This is a genomic window from Halomonas sp. IOP_31 (assembly GCF_021151495.1).
Taxonomy (GTDB): domain Bacteria; phylum Pseudomonadota; class Gammaproteobacteria; order Pseudomonadales; family Halomonadaceae; genus Modicisalibacter; species Modicisalibacter zincidurans.
On sequence record NZ_JAIRBP010000083.1, the window covers coordinates 1 to 1,329 of the forward strand.

Sequence of the window (1,329 nt, forward strand, 5' to 3'; positions counted from 1 at the left end):
GGTTCTTCGCAGATCAGCGTGAAACAGGCAGGGTTTGCGGTGAAGGCAGGATAGAAAAACGGCGGTAAATCCGTATATGCTGATGTTCACCACAAACGTCTGCCTACGGATACCGCCGTTACCATGGATGCTACCCCGCTCAACCTGTTCTGGAAAGGCTTCACCGTCACCCACCACGAGTTCCTGGATGCTCAGACGCTGCGGCTCCAGCTGGAGCCCGATGACCGGGTCCCGCCCGTCTGCAGCGGCTGCGACCATGCCTGTTTCCTGGTGCATGACGTGCATCGCCGGCGCGTCCGTGAGGCACCACTGCTGATCTACCGGGTGGAGCTCGACGTCCCGGTGCGACGCTTGCGCTGCCCGGTCTGTGGCCCGACACGAGAGCGCATCGACTGGTTACCCGGGCGCTCGCCGGTCACCACCACGCTGCGCCAGTGGGTGGAGCGTTTGGTTACGTTGCTGCCGATCCGGCATGTCGCGGATCTGGTCGGCTTGCACTGGCATACCGTCAAGACCCTCGACAAGCAGCGCCTGCAACGCGACCTGCCGGCACCGGACCCAACACGGTTGAGGCGCCTGATGATGGACGAGTTCGCCCTGCACAAGGGGCACCGCTACGCCACCGTGGTCGCCTGCGCTGACACCCAGCAGGTGGTATGGATCGGCGAAGGCCGCTCCCGCGATGCGATCCGCCCGTTCTTCGAGTGGCTGGGCGAGGCGCGAGAGCGGATCGAGGCCGTCGCCATGGACATGAATTCGGCCTTCGATCTCGAGGTGAAGGCCCAATGTCCCAATGCCGAGGTGGTCTACGACCGCTTCCATGTGGTGGCCAAGTACGGGCGCGAGGTGATGAATCGGGTGCGCGTCGATCAGGCCAACCAGCTGCGCGACGACAAGGCGGCCCGCAGGGTGATCAAGGGCAGCCGCTGGTTGCTGCTGCGCAATGCCGACAACCTCAAGCCCGAGCAGGCGGTGAAGCTGGATGAGTTGCTGGCGGTCAATGCCTCACTAACCACGGCGTATCTGCTCAAGGATCAGCTCAAGACCCTATGGTTTGCCGACGACGAAGCCACCGCTCGAAGCGCCTGGCGGGAGTGGTACGACATGGCAATCAGCAGCGGCATCGATGCCTTGGCGCGGTTCACCAGGCGGTTGGAACCCTACCTGGAGGGGATCATCTCCAGCGCTCGACACCGGCTGAACACCAGTGTGCTGGAGGGCATGAACAATCGGATCAAGGTCATCAAACGGATGGCCTACGGGTACCGTGACACGGCGTACTTCTTCCTGAAGATCCGGGCCGCTTTTCCCGGCAAAGTGCGATGAACC

1 protein-coding gene is annotated in these 1,329 nt (G+C 62.9%); it reads left to right on the top strand.

Annotated elements, in window-relative coordinates; genetic code table 11:
* Positions 1-123 precede the first annotated feature (123 nt).
* On the top strand, positions 124-1,326 hold the full coding sequence (locus K7I12_RS17400; protein WP_031382508.1) for an ISL3 family transposase: 1,203 nt from the start codon (positions 124-126) through the stop codon (positions 1,324-1,326).
* The last annotated feature ends 3 nt before the right edge of the window (positions 1,327-1,329 follow it).

Excerpts from the sequence above, each read along its gene's own strand:
- K7I12_RS17400 (WP_031382508.1), top strand. The coding sequence starts at position 124 with ATGGATGCTACCCCGCTCAACCTGTTCTGGAAAGGCTTCACCGTCACC.